Annotated in this window: 14 protein-coding genes; 8 read left to right on the top strand and 6 right to left on the bottom strand. The window is 70.9% G+C overall.

The window, feature by feature from the left end; translation table 11 throughout:
* The first annotated feature begins 20 nt into the window (after positions 1-20).
* Positions 21-467 carry a MerR family transcriptional regulator gene (locus ACWD0F_RS19360; protein ID WP_449877193.1) on the top strand — a complete coding sequence of 149 codons (447 nt, stop codon included), beginning with the start codon at positions 21-23 and terminating at the stop codon, positions 465-467.
* 261 nt (positions 468-728) lie between these two features.
* On the opposite strand, the gene ACWD0F_RS19355 is transcribed toward ACWD0F_RS19360, so the two are convergent.
* From ACWD0F_RS19355 to ACWD0F_RS19345, 3 genes are all read right to left on the bottom strand, one after another.
* Positions 729-2366 (bottom strand): RNA polymerase sigma factor, encoded by a 1638-nt coding sequence (locus tag ACWD0F_RS19355; RefSeq protein WP_449877191.1) that lies wholly within the window; start codon positions 2364-2366, stop codon positions 729-731.
* 241 nt (positions 2367-2607) lie between these two features.
* A complete protein-coding gene (locus tag ACWD0F_RS19350; protein ID WP_449877190.1) occupies positions 2608-4701 on the bottom strand; it encodes a SpoIIE family protein phosphatase in 2094 nt (697 codons plus the stop codon).
* A 244-nt stretch (positions 4702-4945) separates the two neighbouring features.
* A complete protein-coding gene (locus ACWD0F_RS19345) occupies positions 4946-5515 on the bottom strand; it encodes an HhH-GPD-type base excision DNA repair protein (RefSeq protein WP_449877188.1) in 570 nt (189 codons plus the stop codon).
* A 154-nt stretch (positions 5516-5669) separates the two neighbouring features.
* Here ACWD0F_RS19345 and ACWD0F_RS19340 point away from each other — a divergent pair, with 154 nt between their 5' ends.
* The 6 genes from ACWD0F_RS19340 (at position 5670) to ACWD0F_RS19315 (ending at position 10707) form a co-directional block, all read left to right on the top strand.
* The gene (locus ACWD0F_RS19340) at positions 5670-5894 is read left to right on the top strand and encodes a hypothetical protein (RefSeq protein ID WP_449877187.1); all 225 of its coding nucleotides are present in this window, start codon (positions 5670-5672) and stop codon (positions 5892-5894) included.
* Between the two features lie 197 nt (positions 5895-6091).
* Positions 6092-7582: a hypothetical protein gene (locus ACWD0F_RS19335; protein WP_449877353.1), complete on the top strand. Its 1491-nt coding sequence runs from the start codon at positions 6092-6094 to the stop codon at positions 7580-7582.
* 23 nt (positions 7583-7605) lie between these two features.
* Entirely contained in the window at positions 7606-8376 is a 771-nt protein-coding gene (locus tag ACWD0F_RS19330; protein ID WP_449877185.1) for a thioesterase family protein, read from the top strand.
* 11 nt (positions 8377-8387) lie between these two features.
* Positions 8388-9143 carry a LamB/YcsF family protein gene (locus tag ACWD0F_RS19325; RefSeq protein ID WP_449877183.1) on the top strand — a complete coding sequence of 252 codons (756 nt, stop codon included), beginning with the start codon at positions 8388-8390 and terminating at the stop codon, positions 9141-9143.
* Between the two features lie 122 nt (positions 9144-9265).
* Complete coding sequence (locus tag ACWD0F_RS19320; protein ID WP_449877181.1) at positions 9266-9874, top strand: 5-oxoprolinase subunit B family protein; 609 nt, start codon at positions 9266-9268, stop codon at positions 9872-9874.
* The gene (locus ACWD0F_RS19315; RefSeq protein ID WP_449877180.1) at positions 9871-10707 is read left to right on the top strand and encodes a 5-oxoprolinase subunit C family protein; all 837 of its coding nucleotides are present in this window, start codon (positions 9871-9873) and stop codon (positions 10705-10707) included. Before ACWD0F_RS19320 ends, ACWD0F_RS19315 begins: the two co-directional genes overlap by 4 nt.
* Before the next feature lie 78 nt (positions 10708-10785).
* On the opposite strand, the gene ACWD0F_RS19310 is transcribed toward ACWD0F_RS19315, so the two are convergent.
* Complete coding sequence (locus ACWD0F_RS19310; RefSeq protein WP_449877179.1) at positions 10786-11616, bottom strand: PhzF family phenazine biosynthesis protein; 831 nt, start codon at positions 11614-11616, stop codon at positions 10786-10788.
* Between the two features lie 60 nt (positions 11617-11676).
* On the opposite strand from ACWD0F_RS19310, the gene sthA reads away from it, so the two are divergent.
* A complete protein-coding gene (sthA, locus tag ACWD0F_RS19305; RefSeq protein WP_449877177.1) occupies positions 11677-13092 on the top strand; it encodes a Si-specific NAD(P)(+) transhydrogenase in 1416 nt (471 codons plus the stop codon).
* A 29-nt stretch (positions 13093-13121) separates the two neighbouring features.
* Here sthA and ACWD0F_RS19300 read toward each other — a convergent pair whose 3' ends face one another.
* Entirely contained in the window at positions 13122-14978 is a 1857-nt protein-coding gene (locus tag ACWD0F_RS19300; protein ID WP_449877175.1) for a ricin-type beta-trefoil lectin domain protein, read from the bottom strand.
* A gap of 128 nt (positions 14979-15106) precedes the next feature.
* On the bottom strand, positions 15107-16132 hold the full coding sequence (locus ACWD0F_RS19295; protein ID WP_449877173.1) for a LacI family DNA-binding transcriptional regulator: 1026 nt from the start codon (positions 16130-16132) through the stop codon (positions 15107-15109).
* Positions 16133-16244 lie beyond the last annotated feature (112 nt).

Here is a 16244-nt window from a genome sequence, read left to right as displayed (position 1 = left end):
CGACGGAGTTGACGGCGAGGATGACATCGAGCGGATCGCAGTGGACGATCGGTGAGCCGGCGAGCCGCACGGGCGTCGCCACCTCCGCCCTGCGCTACTGGGAGGAGCTCGGCCTGCTCCCGGCGCCGGCCCGGGTCTCCGGCCGGCGGCGTTATCCGCCCTCGTCGGTCGAGCTGGTCGGCGTGGTCTTGCTGCTGCGGGATGTGGGTTTCACGCTGCGCGAGGTCAAAACGTTCATCGCGTCTCGTTCGCCGGCCGGCGACGGCCGGCGGGAGCTGTACCGACGTAAGCTCACCGAGCTGGACCAGCGGATCGCCCAGGCTCAGGTGGCACGCACCGCCGTCGCCCATGGCCTGGCCTGCCCGCACGAGGACATCTTCGCGTGCCCCGCCTTCGCCACCGGGGTCACGGCGCTCCTGGCGGGCGCTTCCCTCGAAGAGGCGCACGAAAAGGCCCATCCGCACTGACCTTGCCGTCAGGGCAGGCGACCGCACTGCCGGCACGCGAGATCGTCACGGACGACGATTCTGGTCGTGTCACGAACCTGGGCGCCAAGCCGCGTTCGTCGCACCCCGTGGTCATCACGAGCCCCGCGTTACAAACGCATAACAACCGCCCCAAAGAGGACGAACCAGCCTCGGACTCAACGAGGAACCGGCCCAGGAGACGACCGAGCCCCGCACGGAAGGATCCGTGCGGGGCTCGTTGATCTCGCGGCTGCGGCCGGCTTAGTCCAGGTAGTCGCGAAGCACCTGGGACCGGGACGGGTGACGCAGCTTGGACATGGTCTTCGACTCGATCTGACGGATGCGCTCACGGGTCACCCCGTAAACCTTGCCGATCTCGTCCAGCGTCTTGGGCTGCCCATCGGTGAGGCCGAAACGCATCGACACGACGCCCGCTTCGCGCTCCGACAAGGTGTCGAGAACGGAATGCAGCTGCTCCTGCAGCAGCGTGAAGCTGACGGCGTCGGCCGGCACGATGGCCTCGGAGTCCTCGATGAGGTCACCGAATTCGCTGTCGCCCTCCTCACCCAGCGGGGTGTGGAGAGAGATGGGCTCGCGGCCGTACTTCTGGACCTCGACGACCTTCTCGGGCGTCATGTCCAGCTCGCGGGCCAGCTCCTCCGGCGTGGGCTCGCGGCCCAGGTCCTGCAGCATCTGCCGCTGGACGCGGGCCAGCTTGTTGATCACTTCGACCATGTGGACCGGGATGCGGATGGTCCGCGCCTGGTCGGCCATGGCACGCGTGATCGCCTGCCGGATCCACCACGTGGCGTAGGTGGAGAACTTGTAGCCCTTGGTGTAGTCGAACTTCTCGACGGCCCTGATCAGGCCCAGGTTGCCCTCCTGGATCAGGTCCAGGAAGAGCATGCCGCGCCCGGTGTAGCGCTTGGCCAGTGAGACCACGAGCCGGAGGTTGGCCTCCAGCAGGTGGTTCTTGGCGCGGCGGCCGTCTTCGGCGATCCACTCCAGCTCGGCCTTGACGTCGACGGGCAGGCCCTCGGTCTCGCCGCCGCCGAGCTGCTCCTCGGCGAACAGACCCGCCTCGATGCGCTTGGCGAGCTCGACCTCCTGCTCGGCGTTGAGCAGGGGGACCTTGCCGATCTGCTTGAGGTAGTCCTTGACCGGGTCGGCCGTGGCGCCGGCGGCGGCCACCTGGGCCACCGGAGCGTCATCGTCGTCGTCGGAGAGGATGAGGACCTCGTCCTCGGTCTTCTCCACGACGACCTCGGCCACGGCCTTGGGCTCTTCCTCGGACTCGTCGTCAGTCTCGGTCTCAGGCTCGGCCTCGGCGACGATCTCCTCGTCCTCGACGTCGATGTCCTCGAGGTCCTCGAGCTCCACGTCGCCGTCGAGCTCGATGTCCTCGTCGTCGACCCCGGACTCGGACGACTTCGGCTTGGTCTCGGCAGGCCCACCGGTCTTCGGCTCGGCCTTCTTGGCGGCGGCGGGAGCCGCGGCCTTCTTCGCCGCCGGAGCGGCCTTCTTGACAGGGGCCGCCTTCTTGGCGGCCTGCTCGGCTTCAGCGGTGCCCACGACCGCGGTCACGGTCTCAGGCTGCTGCTCTTTGGCGGCCGCCGCCGTCTTGGTCTTGACGGGGGCGGCGGTGCGGCGCTTTGCTGGACCACGAGACTTTTTCGGCGCAGCCGAATCCGCGGCGGTCACTACCACGGTCACGCCCTCTTTACTGAGGTTCCGCAAGAATGCGGCGGCGTGCGACATGGGGATGTCCGCCTCCTCGAAGGCCTGACGGACATCCTCAGACTCGAGGAAACCCTGCGAGCGCCCACGCTCGAGCAGTCGCTGAATGACGGGCTCGTTCAGCTCTTGTGGCTTCGAGCGAGTCGAACTTGCAGGCGACACGAACACCTCTCGAACGAACGCGTGGCGACAATGGACCAGATGCCCGCTGGGGGGCTGTTGCCTCTCTCGGAGATCGGTGAGGCCGTGCGGACCGCGACGGACCTGCACAGCATTCTGGCACGACCCCGCACTCCATACGGCCACCTCCCGGCGGTTGACCTCCACCCTAGGCCGACCGAGACAGTAGTGCGTACGTAAGCGGGGCACCGATACCCGAAAGCAACCGTTATGACTGTTTCATTCAGTCACTCTTCGTGGCGGGCGGTACGTGAATGGCGAGGGCGGTAACGTCATCATCCTGTTCATATCCAGACAACATCCGGTCAACCAGGAAGTCCAGCAACATGTGCGGACTACTCACCACCTCAGGCGGCGCTTCGGTCACAACACTGCAAATCTCTGCGAGTCCGGCATCCAGCCCGCGCTTCCGGTTCTCCACGAGACCGTCGGAGTAGAGCACGGCGGTGTGGCCGGGCGGCACCACGAACCGGAACTGCCGGCGGCTGGTCGGCCAGCCCAGCGGCGTGCCCGGCTCCGCGTCGCAGAGGATCGCCGTGCCCTGAGGTGAGACCAGGACGGGCGGCGGATGCCCGGCCAGGGCCAGCGTGCCCTCGCCGGTGACGGGCTCGACCACCATGTACGCCAAAGTCGTGACCTGCTCCTCCTCTTCCGTGGCCTCGAAGACCCGGTCGAGTCCGGTGAGCACGGCCGCGGGCGGCGGGTTGGTCAGCGCCAGGGCCCGCATGGCGTTGCGGATGCGCCCCATGCCCGCCGCGGCCTTGACGCCCTTGCCCATGACGTCGCCGACGACGGCCGCGACCCGCCCGTCCTGCAGGACGAACGCGTCGTACCAGTCGCCGCCGACCTGGACGTGGCGGCTGCCCGAGCGGAAGCGCTGGGCCAGCACCAGGCCCTTGACCACGGGCAGGCGGTCGGGCAGCAGGCTGCGCTGCAGCGTCTCGGCGGTGCGGTGCTCGCGCTCGAACAGCGTGGCCCGCTCCACCGCCAGCGCGCACTGGCCGGCCAGCGCCTCCAGGAAGACGCCGTCCTCCTGGGAGATCTTCTGCGGCCGGGTGAAGGAGAACCGGAGCGCTCCCAGCGCCCGGCCGGCGGCCAGCAGCGGGAGCCCCACCCAGGCGCGCTCGTCGCCGTGGGCGAGGAATCCGGACAGCTCCTCGTCGTCGCCGCCCGCCTCCAGGAGCTGGGCCTTCAGCGACTTGGGAGACTCGGCGAACACGGGCCGGCGGCTGTTGACCGCCATGGTCATCACGTTGGAGTGGGACAGCGGGATCTCGTCGCCGGTGACGCCGGAGGCCTCCATGATGCCCTCGCCGTTGATCAGCTTGAGCGCGGCGCGGTCGGGGTCGAGCAACGCGACCGCCGAACGGTCGGCGGCCAGGGCGGTGCGGCCCACGTCGATGATGACCTGCACCACCTGCTCGACCGTCAGGGCCTCGGCCAGCATGGCCGTGGCGCCCTGCAGCCGGGCGGTGCGCAGGGCGGCGGCGCCGAGCTGGTCGGTCAGCCTGCCGCGCATCTCCTCGGCCTCACGCTGCGGGGTCACGTCGGTGTTGGCGCCGACCCACTCCACGACCCGGCCGTGCCTGATGATCGGCACGGCTCGCACCTCGAAGTGGCGATAACCGCTGGCCCTGGTGCGCACCCGGTAGTTCCACTCGAACATGGTGCGGCCGCGCAGCGCCTCCTTCCAGGCCTCCTCGGTCTGCTGGCGCTCCTCGGGGTGGACGACCTCCAGCCAGCCGGTGGCCAGGTATTCCTCCAGGCCCTGGCCGGTGATGGCGCGCCACTGCGGCGCGTCCTCCACCACGGTGCCGGTGGGCGAGGTGATCCAGACGAGCTGGGACTGCGCCTCGACCAGCGAGCGGTAGCGCTCCTCGCTGCGGCGCAACGCCTCCTCGGTCTGGCGGCTCTCGGTCACGTCGAGCCCCACCAGGGCGATCGCCCGCAACTCGCCCGCGTCATCGTGGACCGGCGAGAACGACAACGACCAGTGCCTGGTGTCGCCCTCGGCCGAGCGCACCCGCACGCGGCCTTCGGTGACCGGCGCGTCGCTCTCGATCACGGCCTGGACGGCGTGGGTGATGACCTGGCTGAGGTCGGCGGCGAGCACCTCGACGGGGGGCCGGCCGACCATGCGGTCGGCAGGCACGTTGACGACATCGCTGAACACGTCGTTGACCCGCTGAACGCGGCCATCGGCGTCGAAGAAGGCAAAGGCGAACTCTGCCTCCGACAGCATGCCCTTGAAGAGGGCGGAGTCTGAGATGTCCACATCCGACTCCCGGGGACGGGGAACGGAGGTCTCGGCGCTCATGGTCGGCACCTCCGTCGCGTGCCAGGGTCTCCCACGCGGCACATCTCCATAGTCGTGTCTCGGCGTAGCGCAGCTCCGGGCGACCGGATTCTGCAGTACATCATCGGCGATGGGCAGGTGCGGACGGAAGCCCCCGTCGCGGCCTGGTCGCCTTTAGGGTCTACGCATCCTGTCAAAGTCGCTCCACATCGCGCAGCAAGATCAGGTTACAGCGCCCGGCCGGCGGGCCTGGATGTCGACCCGGCTACTGGGCTTTCGCCGCGCGCTTGGCCTCCTGCTTGGCGGCGCGAACGCGAGCCAGGCTGTCAGCGTCGACCACGTCGGCGACCGATCGGTGTGACGCCTCCTCGCCATAGGGTCCGGCTGCCTCGCGCCAGCCTGGGGGTTGGACCCCCATCTGCTTCCCCAGCAACGCCAGAAAAATCTGGGCCTTCTGCTTGCCGTATCCGGGAAGGGCCATGAGTCGATTCAACAACTCTTTCCCGTCAGCGGCGTTCGCCCAGATCTTCGCTGGTTGTCCGTCGTAGTGCTCGACAAGGTAGGTTGCCAGTTGTTGCACCCTGCCCGCCATCGACTTGGGGTAGCGGTGCACGGCCGGTTTGCCGGCCAGCAGCGCGGTGAACGCCTCAGGATCATAGGAGGCGATCTCCTCGGCGGTCAGATCGTGCCCCAGACGCTCGGAGATCGTGTATGGCCCCGTGAACGCCCATTCCATGGGGATCTGCTGGTCGAGCAGCATGCCGACGAGCAGGGCGAGCGGGCTGCGGCCGAGGAGCTCGTCTGCCTCGCTCCGCTGGGCGAGCTGGATGCGCATGGGACCAGCTTCGCACGAAAGGGCGCCCGGTGAAGTGAACACAGGCTCTGCGGAGGCTTGACACCGGCGCGAGAAAAGATGAAATGAGAGCGCAAGTCGCCCTGCAGACATTCCTGGGGGTTTGCCCCCGGGTCTCCAGAGGAATCTCACATCTATGCTCGCTCTGGCCACACGGTTCCTGCGGGAGCCGGTCAGTCTCCGGCTGGCCGAAGAGTTCCTGACCGTACCCGTGGACACGATCGACCGCTGCGTGGCGGACGTGTGCGCGTGTGCGCAGCATCTGGGCGTCTCAGCGACACCCGAGATCGTGGAGCGCATCGCCCGCGAGCACCTGCTCGCGATCGTGAACTCCGCGCCACCGCCCCGAAGTCCGCGCTGAGGCGACGGACGGGCCGCCGGACGACGCGTCAGCGCGCCCGCGGCGCGGCCCCCGCTGACAGCGGCCCCCGATAACATCGGGGTCACCAGGCGGAGTTCTACGCACCTTTTGCGCCTGGAATACGAGAGAGTGAGGGTGTGCGCCGACACCGACGAGATCCCCGGGAGAGCACCCCGCCAGACGACGTGTTCAAGGAAATGGTGCAGGCGGCCCGTGAGCTGCTCGCCGTACGCACGCCTCTGGACGCGGAGCTGATGGTCTCCGGCATGATCGGCGCCTGGTGGGGCAGGCGGGTCAGGGGCGGCGACGTGGAGCAGGTGCTCGGCGAGGGGCTGGTCGACTACGCCGCCAAGGCGGGCACGCCGGCCTCGCTGACCCTGCTGATCTGCCTGGCCTATCTCGGCACCGCCCGCCAGGGCGCCAAGGCCGAGGGCGCGGCGCTGGCGATGATGGAGTCCGGCGTGGCCAGGCCCGGCTGGGCCGACAAGGTCGGCGCCGTGAAACCCGCCGGCTGCTACGTCTCCCGCGACGCCTACGGCGACCAGGACACGGTGATCTGCACCTTCGCCTACCGCTGGAACGAGGCATCCCAGCCGACGGACCGGCACGCGCTGGTCATGGTCGTCGACCACAACATGATGGGCATGGCCCGCGACGCCTGGGTGTCCTCGCACGTCGACGAGCTGCTGGAGAAGTCCAGGGCGGAGACGGCGGGCAACCCGCTGCTGCTGTTCGAGGAGATCCAGCCGGAGCAGGCCAGGGCGCTGCTCGAGTCGGCCATGAAGGCCACCAGGGAGCCCAAGACGCCGCCGCCGGTCAGCGACAGCTACAGCGCCTACCACGCCTTCGCCCGCGCCCGGCTCAAGGCGCTGCCCCCGGGGCGCAAGCGGCCGGCGCCGCTGCACATCGAGGCGCCCTACAGCAGGGAGCGGCGGGCCATGCTGGCGGCGGAGTTCCTCGCCTCCGACGCGGCCGAGCACCTGTCCGACCCGTCGGCGGCCGCGCGCTGCGCCGACCACATCATCGACTACGGCTGCGAGCAGGACTTCAACCGGCCGCTGCGGGTGAGCCCGACCAAGTGCGAGACGTTCCTGCTCGACTGGCTGCCGCGCAAGGTGATGCTGAGCGTGGCCGAGCAGGAGGCGATGCCGCACGCGCTGGCGGCGTGGGTGCGTTTCGCCGCTCACCGCACCGGGCTGCCCGAGCAGGGGCTGAAGGCCACGCTGGACGCGGTGTGGGAGGCGATCGGCAAGTTCCCCGAGGCCTACCGGGATCCGACGTCGTTCGGGCTCGACCGCCCGCTGCTGGAGCGGCTGCTGCCCGACGGCGACCTGTCGGCGCTGGCCCGGCGGGTCTTCGCGTTCCCGTTCCTGCAGGGCACGCACGGCGGGATCGAGCTCGACCGCCTCGATCCGGCCGACCAGGCCGACCGCCGTACGTTACTCGAGATCGACCATGGCGGCACGATCGACCAGGAGCACCTGGCCTGGCACGAGGAGATCGCCACCCGGCTGTGGGACGGCGATCCGCCGCAGCTCTGGGAGGCCGCGCAGCGCCTGCTCGACCTGGGTCACGACCGCCACGACGTGCTGCACGTGCTGATCGAGATCGCCGAGCGGATCGGCGGCGACCCCGACGAGCTGGCGGCGGCCCTCGACGACATCGCCGACATCCCCGACGAGTTCTAGATCGGTGACTAGAATTTAGTTCTATGTCGATGTACAGCCGTGTGGGCGAGGGCCGTTATCTGGCGTCGGAGCACACACAGGGCCCCTGGGACCCCGCCACCCAGCACATGGGCCCCGTCACCGCCCTCGTCGTCCACGAGCTCGCCCTGACCGCGCCGCGCCCGGGGCTGGAGCTGTCCAGGCTGGTGGTGGACGTGTTCGCGCCGGTGCCGCTGGCGGAGCTGGAGGTCACGACCGAGGTGGCCCGCGACGGCAAGCGCGTGCAGTGCCTGTCGGCGAGCGTCTCCTCCGGCGGCCGCGAGTACGCCAGGGCGACGGCGTGGCGCATCCGCGAGTCGGCCACCCCCGCGACGCCGGTCTCCGGGCCGCCCGCGCCCGTCCCGCCGCGATCGGAGGAGCACGCCCGCTCGTGGCTGGGCTCCGGCTTCGGGTACGGCAGGGCGCTCGACTGGCGTTTCGTCACCGGCGGTCCCATGGAGATCGGCCCCGCCACGGTCTGGGGCAGGCTGACGATGCCGCTGGTCGAAGGCGAGGAGATGACGCCGCTGGAGCGCCTGGCGGTGTTCGCCGACAGCGGCAACGGGGTCAGCTTCGCCGTCGACTTCGCCACGCACCTGTTCGCGAACGTGGACCTGACCATCTCCCTGTTCCGCACGCCGGAGGGCGAGTGGATCTGCATGGACGCCGAGACCGTCATCGGCCCCGGCGGCCGGGGTCTGACCCGCTCCACCCTGTACGACTCGGCCGGCGAGGTCGGCACGGCGACGCAGACGCTCTTCGTCGCGCCGAGATAGCCTCTACTGCCATGGTGATCGACCTCAACGCCGACCTGGGCGAGGGCTTCGGCGTCTGGCAGCTCGGCGACGACCTCGCACTGCTCGACATCGTCACGAGCGCCAACGTGGCGTGCGGTTTCCACGCCGGCGACCCCGTGACGATCAGGCGCACGTGCGCGGCGGCCGTCGACCGTGGCGTGGCGATCGGGGCCCAGGTGTCCTATCGCGACCTGGCCCACTTCGGGCGCAGGGAGATGGACGTCGAGCCGGAGGAGTTGTGCGCCGAGGTGCTCTACCAGCTCGCGGCCGTGGACGGCATCGCCAGGGCGATGGGCGGGCGGGTGGCGTACGTCAAGCCGCACGGCGCGCTCTACAACCGGATCTGCCGCGACGAGGTCCAGGCGGCGGCGGTGATCGACGCGGTGGCCGACTACGACCCCTCGCTGCCGGTGCTCACGCTGCCCGGCTCGGTGGTGCACCAGGTGGCGGCGGCCGAGGGCGTGCCGACGGTGAGCGAGGCGTTCGCCGACCGCGCCTACACCGCGGCGGGCCTGCTCGTCTCGCGCAGGGAGCCTGGGGCGGTCATCCACGACGTGGCCGCGGTGTCCGCCCGTGCCCGCCAGATGGCCGTGGACGGCTCTGTGACGGCCGCTGACGGGAGCTCGGTGCCGATTTCCGCCCGTTCCATCTGCGTCCACGGAGACACGCCTGACGCCGTCCGGCTGGCGCAGGGCGTCCGGGACACGCTGTTGTCGGCGGGAGTGGCCCTGCAGGCGTTCGCGTGAGCGGGAGCAGCCCCGCGAACGACCCCGCGAGCGGCTCTGCGGGCGGCCCCGCGGACGGCTCTGCGGGCGGCCCCGCGACTAGCTCTGCGGACGGCCCCGCGAGCGGCTCTGCGGACGTTCGCGTGATCCGGGCGGCCGGGGAGGACGGGCTGCTCGTGGAGACCGGCTCGCTGGAGTTGTCGCACCGGCTGGACGCGGCGCTGCGCGCGGACCGGCCGGCGGGTGTCGTGGAGATCGTGCCGGGGCCCGCCACCGTGCTCGTGGTGGCTCCGGGCGCGGACCAGGCCCGGCTGCGCGCGCGGCTGGCGGAGGTGGTCGCCGGCGACCTGGCGGGCGTCCGGACGGTCGAAGGGGCCGCGGTGACCATTCCCGTGGTCTATGACGGGGCCGATCTCGATTCCGTCGCGGAGCTGGCGGGGCTCTCGGTGGACGAGGTGGTCGCGCGGCACTCGGGGCGGGAGCTGGTGGTGGGGTGGCTGGGGTTCGCCCCGGGGTTCGCCTATCTGACCGGACTCGATCCGGCGCTGGAGACGCCCCGGCTGGACACGCCGCGCACGTCGGTGCCCGCGGGGTCGGTGGCGGTGGCTGGGCCCTACTCGGCGGTCTATCCGACGGCCTCGCCCGGCGGGTGGCGGCTGCTCGGGCGTACCTCGACGCGAGTGTGGGACGTCGCCGGCGATCCGCCCTCGCTGTTCCGTCCGGGCATGCGCGTGCGGTTCGAGCCCGCATGATCGAGGTGCTGGCGCCCGGTCCGTACGCGACCGTCCAGGACCTCGGGCGGCCCGGCTACGCCCACCTGGGCGTGCCCCGCTCCGGCGCGGCCGACGCGCCGAGCCTGCGGCTGGCCAACCGGCTGGTGGGCAACGCCGAGGGGCTGGCCGGGATCGAGCTGACGTTCGGGCTGGCCAGGCTGCGCTTCCTCGACGGGGCGTGGATCGCGCTGGCCGGCGCGCCGCTGGCGGGCGGGCCTGGGATGGGCGCCCCGGTGTGGGCGCCGGCGGGGACGGAGGTGCGGCTCGGCGCGCCCTCCTGGGGGTTGCGCACCTACGTGGCCGTGCGCGGCGGGATCGCGGTCGAGCCGGTGCTCGGCAGCCGCGCCACCGACTCGCTGTCCGGGCTGGGGCCCGCGCCGCTGCGGGCGGGCACGCTGCTGCCCGTCGGCCGGCCCGAAGGCGTCATTTCGGTGGACCTGGCGCCGCCGCCCGAGCCGCCGCCCGCGGTGCTGGAGGTACTGCCGGGGCCGCGCGACGACTGGTTCGCTGCCGGCGCGCTGGCCGAGCTGTGCGGGCGCCCCTACGTGGTGAGCCAGGACAGCAACCGCGTCGGCGTCCGCCTGCGCGGCCCGGAACTGGCGCGGGTCAGGGCGGGCGAGCTGCCGAGCGAGGGCATGGTCGCCGGGGCGGTCCAGGTGCCGCCGAGCGGGCAGCCGATCATCTTCCTCGCCGACCATCCGCCGACGGGCGGCTATCCGGTCATCGGCGTCGTACGCGCCGCCGGGCTGCCCATCGCCGCCCAGCTCAGGCCGGGCGACGAGGTGCGCTTCAGAACGCGACCCGGCCGGTGACGCACGAGGTGCGCTTCAGAACGCGACGATGACATGGGGCCAGGCGCTCTTCACAGGTGACGTGAGGCGAGGCGCTCTTCACAGCTCCACCTGGCCGGTGACGCAGGTGATGACGGTGCCGCCGACCCAGACGTTTCCCTCGGAGTCGGTGGTGATGTGGATGCGGCCCGCGCGCCCCATCGCCGTGCCCTGGGCGGCCACGTAGGGGGCCTCGACCCGGCCGGTGCGCAGCAGCCACTGGGCCAGAGAGGCGTTCAGGCTGCCCGTCACGGGGTCCTCCACGGTGCCGCCCTGGTGCGGGAAGAACGCCCGCACCTCGTAGGCGAACGGTGACCCCGCCGGATACGGTCCCACCACGCCCACGTCCTCCTGCACCGCTCCAGGACGCAGCGCGAGCACCGCCGCGGCGTCCGCGAGCAGCACCGCGACCCAGCCAGGCCCGTTGTCGGCCCATTCGGCGGCGAGGACGTCGCCCCGCCCGATCCCGAGTGAGGCGGCGATCCGCTCGACGAGCTCCTCCTCCACCGGCCCCGAGTGGATGAGCGGCGGCGCCTGGAAGGCCGGCCCGTGCTCGGTCAGCCGCAGACGGACGAGCCCGGCCCCGCACTCCTGCACGATCTCGCCGTCCCTGCCCGGCTTGCCGCCGGCCTCCAGCCAGGCATGGCAGGAGCCCAGCGTCGGATGCCCGGCGAAGGGCAATTCGCTCTCGGTGGTGAAGATCCGCACCCGGTAGTCGGCCTCGGGCCTGCTGGGCGGCAGCAGGAAGGTGGTCTCGGACAGATTCGTCCAGTCGGCGAAGCGCTGCATCTGCTCGGTGCTCAGACCTTCGCCGTCCAGGACGACCGCGAGTGCGTTGCCCTGGTACGGCGTGGCGGAGAAGACATCGACCTGCGTGAAGGGGCGCAACATATCCCGGAGTCTGGCAGACAGGTCTTTTCCCGTTAACACGCCACCCGCAGACTGTACGGTGTGGCGGACTTTGATGTTGTGGTCCTGGGTTCCGGACCTGGTGGGCAGAAGGCCGCGATCGCGGCGGCGAAACTCGGCAAGCGCGTCGCGATGGTCGAGAGACGGCACATGCTCGGCGGCGTGTGCATCAACACGGGCACGATCCCGTCGAAGACCCTGCGGGAGGCGGTCCTCTATCTCACCGGGCTCAACCAGCGCGACCTGTACGGTGCCAGCTACCGCGTCAAGGACGAGATCACGGTCACCGACCTGGGCATGCGCACCCAGCACGTGATCGGCCGCGAGATCCAGGTGATCCGCAGCCAGCTCGGCCGCAACCACGTGACCGTGCTCCAGGGCACCGGCAGGTTCCTGGACGCGCACACGATCGGGATCACCGACGAGGAGGGCAAGGCCGAGGAGACCAAGGTCACCGCCGAGAAGATCGTGATCGCCACGGGCACCTCGCCCGCCAGGCCCGCCAGCGTGCAGTTCGACGACAGGACGGTCATCGACTCCGACGCGATCCTGCGCCTCGACCGGGTCCCGGAGACCCTCGTCGTGGTGGGGGCGGGGGTCATCGGCATCGAGTACGCCTCCATGTTCGCCGCCCTCGGCACCAAGGTCACGGTGGTGGAGCGGCGCGAGCGCATGCTGGAGTTCTGCGACCTGGAGATCGTGGAGGCGCTGAAATACCATCTGCGCGACCTGGCGGTGACCTTCCGGTTCGGCGAGAGCGTGGCCGCCGTCGAACGCCGTCCCGGCGGCGCGCTGACCCTGCTGGAGAGCGGGAAGAAGATCCCCGCCGACTGCGTCATGTACTCCGCCGGCCGGCAGGGCAAGACGACCGAGCTCTGCCTGGAGGCCGCCGGCCTGTCCGCCGACGACCGCGGCCGGATCTCGGTGGACGCCAACTACGCCACGAGCGTGCCGCACATCTACGCCGTCGGTGACGTGATCGGCTTTCCCGCGCTGGCGGCCACCTCGATGGAGCAGGGCCGGCTGGCCGCGCAGCACGCGTGCGGCGAGCCGGTCGAGGACGTGCGCGAGCTGCCGCCCATCGGGATCTACAGCATTCCGGAGATCAGCTTCGTCGGGAAGTCGGAGGACGAGCTGACCAGGGACAAGGTGCCGTTCGAGGTGGGCATCTCGCGCTACCGGGAGCTGGCCAGAGGGCAGATCATCGGCGACTCGTACGGGATGCTCAAACTGCTCGTCTCCTCCGAGGACCGGCGGCTGCTGGGCGTGCACGTGTTCGGCACGGGAGCGACGGAGCTGGTGCACATCGGCCAGACGGTCATGGGGTGCGGCGGCACCATCGACTACCTGGTCAACGCGGTGTTCAACTATCCGACGCTGGCGGAGTCGTACAAGGTGGCCGCGCTGGACGCGATGAACAAGATGCGGGTGATCGCCCGGCTCACCGCGCAGATGTGAGCCGGGCGACCGGGACCCGGAATCAGGGCTCAGGACAGGGTCCACTTCTGGTTGGCGGCGCCCGTGCAGGTCCAGATCTGCAGGCGGGCGCCGTCGGCGCTGGTGTCGCCGGTGACGTCGGCGCACTTGTTCGCCGCGGGGTTGACCAGGTCGCGGGCCGCGGTGGGGGTCCACTGCTGGTTGGGGGCGCCCGTACACGTCCAGAGCTGGAGCTTGACGCCGTCGGCCGTGCCGTGGCCGGTCACGTCGAGGCACTTGCCGAGCGCGCGCAGCGTGCCGTCGCCCGGCCGGGTCCACTGCTGGGCGGCGGTGCCGTTGCAGGTGTAGAGCTGCACGGCGGTGCCGTCGGCGCTGCTGCCGCCGGCCACGTCGGCGCACTTGCCGCCCAGGCCCGTGATCGTGCCCTGGGTGCCGCCGCCGCCCGAGCCCGGCGTCCCGGACCAGGTGAACGTGGCGGTGGTGCGGGCGGGCAGGGTGGAGACGAAGGACTGGCCGCCCCAGTTGACCCTGACGGACTGGGCGGAGCCGCCGCCGTTGTGGGCGATCAGGGCCTTGGAGCCGTCCGGGTTGCGCCAGGCCACGTTCTGGACGGTGCCGTTCGCGGTGGAGTCGATCCGGTACGCCCCCGGCCGGACGAACTTGGTGAGGTGGCCGGTCGTGTAGTACTCGATCGTGTAGTCGACCTGACCGGCGCGGGAGCCGCCCTCCTGAACGGTGATCAGCCCCGTGCAGGTGCCGCAACCACCGTTGTGCGGGCCCATGTTCTGGTTGAGCGCGAGGCTCCACTTGACCAGGCTGCGGCTCCAGTTGCGGGCGTAGGTCACGATGTCGGTCATGTCCTCGTTGTGCTGGTTGCCGACCCAGGTGCCGCCCGAGTGCTCGGTGCTGAACTGGGAGACCTGCGGATACTGGTTGTGCACCTGCGTGCCCACGGCCGGGTCGCCGAAGTAGCCGTGCCAGGCGATGCCGCCGAACAGCGGGTCGTTGCGGAGCGCGGCGTCGGCCAGGATGGGAGCGCCGATCTGGCCGTGGTCACCGTAGTTCCAGTCGTGGACGAGCACCTTCGTGGTGATCCCGGCGGCGCGGAAGGCCGGGTAGACGAAGTTCTTGGTGAGCTCGATCAGGCCGGCGGCGTTCCAGGACATGCCCGGATAGTTCATCGCGGTGGGATTGGACGCCTGGCAGCAGTTGGGCTCGTTCTGGAGCGAGACGTAGTTCACCGGGATCCCGGCCGCCTGGTAGCTCTGCACGTACTTGACCAGGTACTGGGCGTACATGCCGTAGTACTCCCACTTCAGCCAGCCCATCTGGTCCATCCGGCCGTTGTCCTTCATCCAGCCGGGCGCGCTCCACGGCACGCCCTTGACCCGCAGCGCGGGGTTGAGCTGCCTGGCCTGGGCGGTCAGCAGGCGCACATTCGTGTCGTAGCCGCCTGCGCCGAAGTCGTTCAGGTCGCAGCAGGTGTCGTCCAGCGACACCATGCCGGGGCGCGACAGGTCGGAGGCGCCGATCGGGTTGCGCACGAAGGACAGGCCGATCCCGTCGGCGGGCGAGAACAGCCTGCGCATCACGGCGTCCCGCGTGGCGGCGCTGACGGCGCCGCCACGCAGCAGGTGCGCGGTGGTGTCGGTGATCGACGCGCCACCGCCCTCGAACTGCTGGTACGTGGTGCCCTCGTTGACGGTGATCGTGTGGCTCGCGGTGCCCCCGGCGGGGCCGAAGGCGAGCTGCGGCTGCTGCGCGAGGCCGCGGGTGACGGTGCGGCCCCCTGCGTCGGAGGTGGTGGTGAGCCAGACGCTCACCGGCTCGTCGGCGGCGAGGGCCGGAGCGGGCGCGGGCGCCCAGAAGGCGGCGGCGCAGGCGAGCGCGAGAAGGATCCTGGACACGGCTGCGGTCCTTTCACAGCGGGGGGTGGTGCCCTTGAAACAAATGAAACAATCCTGTAACGCTGCTTTCACCCGGCAGCACAGCACGAGTCAAACGGCCCGTCAATCGATGAAACAAATGAAACGCCTCAGCGCGGAACCGGCCCCGTGGAGCCGCGGACGATCAGCTCGGTGCCGAGCGACACGTGCAGCGCCTCCAGGGTGTGCCGGCTGAGGACCCGCATCAGCAGCGTCACCGCCATCCGGCCCATCTCCTGCAGCGGCTGACGCACCGTGGTCAGCGCCGGCGAGGTGGCCCTGCTGACGTCGATGTCGTCGAAGCCCGCCACCGACAGGTCGGCGGGCACGCTCAACCCGCGCTCGGCCGCCGCCCAGAGCGCCCCGACCGCCATCTTGTCGTTGAACGCCACCAGCGCCGTCGGCCGCTCAGGCAGGTCGAGCAGCTCACCGGCCGCGCGGTAGCCGTGCTCGGTGTTCGGCTCGGGCACGTGACGCAGCAGCTCCGCCGCCGGGAGCACGCCCGCGTCGGCCAGCGAGGCGGTGTAGCCGGCCAGCCGGGCCTCGCTCGGCAGCCACCGCACCGGGCCGCCGATGATCCCGACCCGGCGGTGGCCCAGCCCCACGACGTGGGCCATCAGCTTGCGTCCGCCCGCGAAGTGCGCGGCCGACACGGCCACGATGTCCTTGGGCGGCGGCGTACGGGGATCGATCACCACGAACGGGAAGCCGCGGTCGCGCAGGCGTACGAGCTCCTCGCCCGGCTCCGGGGGCAGGATGAGGATCGCGCCCGCGACGCCCTGACGGTCCGGCAGCCCCGGCAGCACCGGGTTGTCCTGCGCCGTCTCCCCCGCGCCGAGGATCATCTGCCTGCCGTGCAGCTCGATCGTCTCTCCCACCGAGGAGACGATGAGGCCGAAGTAGTCGGTCAGGAGATACGGGCAGCGCACGTAGACCGCGCCGTCCGGCCGCTCCTGCGGCACGCGCGGCCGTGGCGCCTGGTCGCCGAGCCGGCCGACGGCGCGCAGCACCAGGTCGCGGGTGTGCGGGGCGACGTTGGACCGGCCGTTGAGCACGCGGGAGACGGTGGCGATGGACAGGCCCGTCTCCGCCGCGACGTCGCGTACCGTCGCGCGCGTCCTGCCCGCCCTGGCCATCCACGCCCCTTGCTCCGACCTGCCGCCAGAATAGCCACGCCAGGCCGGGCGGGATGGCCGCACCGGCCGCACAGATCAGTCGGCCGGGCAGGATCGCCGCGCCGGCCGGGCG

This window comes from Nonomuraea sp. NPDC002799 (genome assembly GCF_053592075.1).
Note: the sequence above shows the minus strand (reverse complement) of the source record. Positions and strands in the feature narration are given on the sequence as shown.